Source organism: Buttiauxella sp. S19-1, assembly GCF_022134725.1.
GTDB classification, from domain to species: Bacteria; Pseudomonadota; Gammaproteobacteria; order Enterobacterales; family Enterobacteriaceae; genus Buttiauxella; species Buttiauxella ferragutiae.
Window position 1 is genome coordinate 23,025 of sequence record NZ_JAHWLU010000056.1, and the last position, 6,637, is coordinate 29,661.

At 53.1% G+C, this 6,637-nt stretch carries 6 protein-coding genes; all 6 read right to left on the reverse strand.

Going from position 1 to position 6,637, the window contains the following annotated elements; translation table 11 throughout:
- Positions 1 to 100: 100 nt before the first annotated feature.
- The 6 genes from ugpB to livK all read right to left on the reverse strand — a co-directional run bounded on the left by ugpB (position 101) and on the right by livK (position 6,505).
- Positions 101 to 1,420 (reverse strand): sn-glycerol-3-phosphate ABC transporter substrate-binding protein UgpB, encoded by a 1,320-nt coding sequence (gene ugpB / locus MES37_RS13675; protein WP_237931746.1) that lies wholly within the window; start codon positions 1,418 to 1,420, stop codon positions 101 to 103.
- A 198-nt stretch (positions 1,421 to 1,618) separates the two neighbouring features.
- The gene (livF, locus tag MES37_RS13680) at positions 1,619 to 2,332 is read right to left on the reverse strand and encodes a high-affinity branched-chain amino acid ABC transporter ATP-binding protein LivF (protein ID WP_064542553.1); all 714 of its coding nucleotides are present in this window, start codon (positions 2,330 to 2,332) and stop codon (positions 1,619 to 1,621) included.
- A gap of 17 nt (positions 2,333 to 2,349) precedes the next feature.
- On the reverse strand, positions 2,350 to 3,117 hold the full coding sequence (gene livG / locus MES37_RS13685) for a high-affinity branched-chain amino acid ABC transporter ATP-binding protein LivG (RefSeq protein WP_121814693.1): 768 nt from the start codon (positions 3,115 to 3,117) through the stop codon (positions 2,350 to 2,352).
- Positions 3,114 to 4,400 (reverse strand): high-affinity branched-chain amino acid ABC transporter permease LivM, encoded by a 1,287-nt coding sequence (locus tag MES37_RS13690; protein WP_064542345.1) that lies wholly within the window; start codon positions 4,398 to 4,400, stop codon positions 3,114 to 3,116. The genes livG and MES37_RS13690 overlap by 4 nt, the downstream gene beginning before the upstream one ends.
- Positions 4,397 to 5,323, reverse strand: coding sequence for a high-affinity branched-chain amino acid ABC transporter permease LivH (livH, locus tag MES37_RS13695; protein ID WP_121814692.1), 927 nt, complete (start codon positions 5,321 to 5,323; stop codon positions 4,397 to 4,399). The genes MES37_RS13690 and livH overlap by 4 nt, the downstream gene beginning before the upstream one ends.
- 72 nt (positions 5,324 to 5,395) lie before the next feature.
- The gene (livK, locus tag MES37_RS13700) at positions 5,396 to 6,505 is read right to left on the reverse strand and encodes a high-affinity branched-chain amino acid ABC transporter substrate-binding protein LivK (RefSeq protein ID WP_064542339.1); all 1,110 of its coding nucleotides are present in this window, start codon (positions 6,503 to 6,505) and stop codon (positions 5,396 to 5,398) included.
- Positions 6,506 to 6,637 lie beyond the last annotated feature (132 nt).

Sequence of the window (6,637 nt, forward strand, 5' to 3'; positions counted from 1 at the left end):
TCTTTTCCTGAACAATGTCGGGTGACGGCTTCGCCTTACCCGACCTACAAACAGCCATTCGTAGGTCGGATAAGCGAAGCGTCATCCGACACTGAAAAACTTAAGACTTAGTCGATTGCTCGAAACGGCGCAGCAACTGATTACCACGCTCAACCGCGCTATCTAATGCTTGCTGAGGGGTTTTCTTGCCGGTCCATACCGATTCCAGCTCTTCATCCACAACGGCACGAATCTGCGGCATGTTGCCCAGACGCAAGCCTTTAGTGAACGGCAATGGCGGCTTGTTCAGCATCTGGCGCGTGGCGATATCAGCACCTGGGTTTTTCTCGTAAAAGCCTTGTTCACGCGTCAGGTCGTAAGCAGCTTTAGTGATAGGTAAGTAACCGGTTTTCTGGTGCCATTCAGCCGCAATTTCTGGTTGAGTGAGGAACTGCATAAACTCGGCAACGCCTTTGTAAGTCGTGGCGTCTTTACCCTGCATCACCCACAAACTTGCCCCGCCGATAATGGCGTTTTGTGGCGCATTCGGGATGGTTGCGTCGTAAGGCATCATGCCCACGCCGTAGTTGAATTTGGCGTATTGACGGATATCAGCCAGCGAGCCAGAAGACGCGGTGGTGATGGCGCAATCCCCGCTGTAGAACTTTTCGGTAGATTCATCTTTGCGGCCAAAGTAGCTGAAATCGCCCTTCTTGTTCAGCTCTTCCAGCATCGCAATGTGTTTCACTTGCTCGGGTTTATTGAATTCCAGAACCGCATCGGTGCCATCAAAACCGTTATTTTTGGTGGCAACCGGCAGGCCGTTCCAGGCACTGAAGTTTTCGATTTGAATCCAGCCTTGCCAGCCACTGGCGTAGCCGCATTTCATGCCTGCCGCTTTAAGTTTAGCGGTGTACTCGGCCAGGTCTTGCCAGGTTTTTGGTGGCTGATCCGGGTTCAGGCCAGCTTTCTTAAAGGCGTCTTTGTTGTAATACAGAACTGGCGTGGAGCTGTTAAATGGTTGGGAGAGCAGACGCCCGGTTTTTGAATCGGTGTAGTAACCGGAAACCGTTGGCACAAACTGAGATTCGTCGAACTTAATGCCTGCATCGCTAAAAACTTCATATACCGGCTTGATGGCTTTCGAGGCCATCATGGTCGCCGTACCCACTTCATAAACCTGCAAAATGGCTGGCGCATTGCCCGAACGGAAAGCCGCAATCCCTGCCGCCAGGTTTTGTTCGTAATTACCTTTATATACCGGGACAATTTTGTAATCAGGGTGCGTCTGGTTGAAGCGTTGAGCCAGTGAATCGACTTCTTTGCCCAGTTCACCTTCCATTGAATGCCAGAACGGAATGGAGGTGGCGGCGATAGCGCTGCTGCTAAGTACGCATCCAAGCGCAAGGCAAAGTGTTGTGAGTCGTAACGATGCAGTCATGTGTATATCCCTGGAGGTTGTCATTAGGTCACTGCGCGAAAATACGCGTTTTTGTTCGCATCAAAACATGACATGCGCGAATGACAGAAAAATAACCGTGGGGTGACAGAATTGTTACAGTGAGGTGAAGGGAAAGTGGTGATCGGAGTATTGTCATAAAAAAGGAGCCAAATGGCTCCTTGTTGATTAAGCGATAATTTAGCCGCCGAGGTAGGCGCTACGCACCGCTTCGTTAGCCAGCAGCGCGTCGCCGGTGTCTTCCAGTACCACGTGGCCGTTTTCCAGCACGTAGCCACGGTCAGCAAGCTTCAGCGCCTGGTTGGCGTTCTGCTCAACCAGGAAGATGGTCATGCCTTCGCTGCGCAGCTGCTCGATGGTATCGAAAATCTGCTGAATGATGATTGGCGCGAGGCCAAGCGACGGCTCGTCCAGCAGCAGTAAGCGCGGTTGGCTCATCAGCGCACGGCCAATCGCCAGCATTTGCTGTTCACCGCCGGACATGGTTCCCGCACGTTGAATACGGCGTTCCAGCAGGCGCGGGAACAGTTCGTATACGCGTTGGATGCGTTCATGATACTGGTCGCGTTCCGCGAAGAAGCCGCCCATCGCCAGGTTTTCCTCCACCGTCATACGTGAAAACACGCGGCGGCCTTCCGGCACAATCGCCACCGCTTCACGCATGATGCGAGCGGTGTGCCAGTCGGTGATGTCTTTGCCATCAAAGGTAATCTTGCCGCTGGATGCGCGCGGGTCACCGCACAGTGTACCCAACAGCGTGGTTTTGCCCGCACCGTTCGCACCAATCAGAGTGACGATTTCGCCCTGTTTAATATGCAGACTGACCCCGTGAAGCGCCTGGATTTTTCCGTAATGGGCGCTCACCTGGTTAAATGACAACATGATATTTTCCATCTTTGCCTCACCCATTCTTATGCTTCACCCAGATACGCGCGGATTACGTCAGGGTTATTCCGGATTTGTTCCGGTGTGCCGTTCGCAAGCGGCGTCCCCTGGTTTACCACGTAAATCCTGTCAGAAATGCCCATCACCAGTTTCATGTCGTGCTCGATTAACAGCACGGTGGTGTTGTGGTGGTTACGTAACTCCATGATTAACTCGTCGAGTTCGTGGGTTTCTTTCGGGTTAAGGCCTGCGGCGGGTTCATCGAGCATCAGGATTTCTGGTTGCGTCACCATACAACGCGCAATCTCCAGGCGACGCTGATCGCCATACGCAAGGTTGCTTGCCTGGCGGTTGGCCTGCTCAAGCAGACCGATACGGTCAAGCCAGATGGCTGCACGATCCAGCGCTTCGCTTTGTGAGCGGCGGAAAGCAGGTGTTTTCAGTAAACCAGCAAACACGCCGGTTTTCAGTTGCTGATGTTGAGCCACCAGCAAGTTTTCAATCACGGTCATTTCACGGAACAGACGCACGTGCTGGAAAGTACGCACCACACCCATCCGCGCGATTTGTTGGCCAGGCAGACCTTCAAGGTGCTGGTCGCGCAACAGAATCGTACCGCCTGATGGCTTGTAAAAACCGGTCAGGCAGTTAAATACCGTGGTTTTACCGGCACCGTTCGGGCCGATTAACGAAACAATTTCTTGTGGATGCAGTTCCAGAGAAACATTGTTTACGGCGAGCAGGCCGCCAAAACGCATCATCAAGCCGTTTACGGATAACAATGGCTGACTCATGCCTGCTCTCCTTTCACTTGTTCCACTTGCTCTTTTTTAAGCTTCAACTGAGGGCGTGACATTGGCAGCAAGCCTTGTGGACGCCAGATCATCATCAGCACCATCAGGCCACCGAGCACCAGCATGCTGTATTCGTTGAGATCACGCATCAGTTCGCGTGACACCACCAACAGGACTGCGGCGAGGATAACGGCAAATTGCGAGCCCATACCGCCTAGCACGACGATCGCCAGCACGAATGCAGATTCGGCAAAGGTGAAGGATTCCGGGCTCACAAAGCCCTGACGGGCCGCAAACAGCGTACCGGCAAAGCCTGCGAACGCGGCGCTGATGGTAAAGGCGGTCAGCTTGATGCGCGTCGGGTTCAGACCCAGCGAACGGCAAGCGATTTCATCTTCACGCAACGCTTCCCATGCGCGGCCGAGCGGCATACGCAGCAAGCGGTTAATCACAAACAGCGACAACACCACTAATAGCAACGCAACGAGGTACAGGAAGATAATGCGGTCACCGGGGTTATACGCAACGTTGAAGAAGTTGCTAAAGGTATCCCAACCCCCTTCACGCGCGCTACGGCTGAATTCCAGACCAAACAACGTTGGTTTTGGGATCTGGCTGATACCGTTCGGCCCACCAGTAATTTCGGTGTTGTTAAGCAGTAAAATACGGACGATTTCACCAAAGCCGAGCGTCACAATCGCCAGGTAGTCGCCGCGTAAACGCAGCACCGGGAAGCCGAGCAGGAAACCCGCCGCCGCAGACACCAGGCCCGCGATTGGCAAGCACGTCCAGAACCCTAAGCCGTAATAATGGTTGAGCAACGCGAAGGTATAAGCGCCGATGGCATAAAAACCGCCATAGCCCAGAACCAGCAAGCCGGACAACCCCACCACCACGTTCAGGCCCAGGCCGAGAATGATATAAATCATGGTCAGCGTGGCGATGTCGACCGTGCCGCGTGAAACCACAAACGGCCACGCAACCGCGAGCACCAGCAGCGCCAACAGGAACAGTTTTTGCTTCGGCGTAGAACCGTCTAACGCAGGCAGCACAAACTTCGGTCCGGAGACTTTTTTCATGCCTTTCTGGAATGCAGGGCGCAGCAACTGGAAGACGAAGACAATCGCCGTACCAATCAGAACCCACTCCCAGCGCACCGTTTCCGCACTGTGAACGACAAGTTTAGTCCCATCGAGACTCAGCTGAACGCCCATAAAGACGCCCGCCAGAACGAAGAAGATTGCCGCCGACAGGAGTGCTAAAACAACATGCATCGGTTTCATACTTTTTCTACCTCCGGACGGCCCAGGATACCAGTTGGCATCACCAACAGAACCACGATGAGCAGTGCAAAGGAGACAACATCTTTATATTCGGTGCTCAGATACGCCGAGGTCAGCGCTTCTGCAACACCTAAAATCAGGCCACCAATCATCGCGCCAGGAATACTGCCGATACCACCAAGAACCGCTGCGGTGAAGGCTTTCATCCCAGCCATAAAGCCGATGTATGGGTTGATAACGCCGTAGAATTGGCCGAGCAGAACGCCCGCTACCGCCGCCATAGCAGCGCCAATCACGAAGGTCAGGGAGATAACGCGGTCGGTGTTGATTCCGAGCAGGCTCGCCATTTTCAAATCTTCTGCACACGCTCGGCAGGCACGGCCCATGCGGGAGTAGCGAATAAACAGCGTCAGTGCCAGCATCGCGATGAACGTCACGACCCAAATAACCAGCTGCATGGTGGTAATGGTTGCAGTGAAGTTTTCGCTGGCACCCACCACCCACTGGCCGTTAAACAGGCTTGGCAGTGCGATGTCGCGTGAACCTTCAGTGAGGCTGACGTAGTTTTGCAGGAAGATCGACATCCCGATAGCAGAGATTAGTGCAATCAGTCGCTTAGAGTTACGCACCGGTTTATACGCGACACGTTCGATGCTCCAGCCGTAAGCACTGGCAATAACAATCGCGCCAATGAAACCGGCGCCGACCAGCATCCAGCCCACATCAATGCCCAGCATCATCAGCGCTGCGATGATCATGAACGAGACATAGCTGCCAATCATATACACCTCGCCGTGGGCGAAGTTGATCATGCCGATAATGCCGTAAACCATGGTGTAACCGATGGCAATCAACGCATAAGTGCTGCCCAGCGTGACGCCGTTAAACATCTGCTGCAGGAAGTAGAGGAACTGCTCGGACATACAATAACCTTATTTATTTCCCCTCCAGCGCATAGCCGCCGGAGAGGAGGGATGACCCAGAATTATCAGCCGTTACTTCGCCACAGAGGACGAACCGTCGGCATGCCACTGGAAGACACCAAATTCAAATCCCTTCAGATCGCCTTTCTCATCCCAGTTCAGCGGCCCAATCACGGTTTTCGCACCGTTTTCTTTTAAGTCTTTAATTAAATCAGCAGGTTCTTCACTACCAGTACGCTCAAGCGAGGTCGCCAGAGATTGCACCGCAGCGTAAGTGATCCACACATACGGGCCGCTTGGATCTTTCTTCTCAGCTTTCAGTTCATCAACGATAACTTTGTTCGCCGGGTCCTGGTCATAGCGTTTTGGCATGGTGACTAACATCCCTTCACCCGCACTGCCCGCGATGTTGGACAGCGATGCGTTACCCACACCTTCTGGTCCCATAAACTGGGTTTTCAGGCCAACAGCACGCGCCTGACGCAGGATCTGCCCCATTTCCGGGTAGTAACCACCGTAGTAAACGAAGTCGATGTTTTCTTTTTGCAGACGCGCAACCAGCGTGGAGAAATCTTTGTCGCCCGCGGTGATCCCGTCGAAGAAGACGATGTCCGCGCCGCCTTTTTTCAGGCCATCTTGTACAGAGCGCGCCAGGCCTTCGCCGTACTGTTGTTTGTCATGAATGATGGCGATGCGCTTTGGCTTCACGGTTTCAAGAATGTATTTAGAGGCGGTTGGGCCCTGAGAAGAATCCAGGCCAGCGGTACGCATAATCATTTTGTAGCCGCGGCTTGTCAGCTCTGGGTTAGTCGCACCAGGGGTAATCATCAGAATGCCTTCGTCTTCGTAGATATCAGACGCTGGCTGAGTAGAAGAGGAGCAGAGGTGGCCGATAACGTAACGCACACCGTCGTTGACGATTTTGTTGGCAACCGCAACGGCTTGTTTCGGGTCACAAGCATCATCGTATTCAACCGCAACAAGTTTGTCGCCTTTGATGCCGCCTTTAGCGTTGATGTCTTTGATTGCCTGGCGAGCACCGTTGAATTCCATGTCGCCCCACTGCGCAACCGGCCCTGACATAGCACCAACAACCGCAACCTTAATGTCTGCTGCCGCTGCCGCGTGAGACACCGCCAAAGCAACAAACCCGGCGAGTAATGTCTTCGCGTTTACTTTCATTCTTTGAATCCCCATTTATCGTGATTTTGTGGTTTTATTATGGTCAAAAAGCATGCTGTTCACTTTTCAACCTTTAGCCATTTTTATGGGTGTCGTTAAGGGCTTAGCGTTAATATTTACAATATTTAAGGC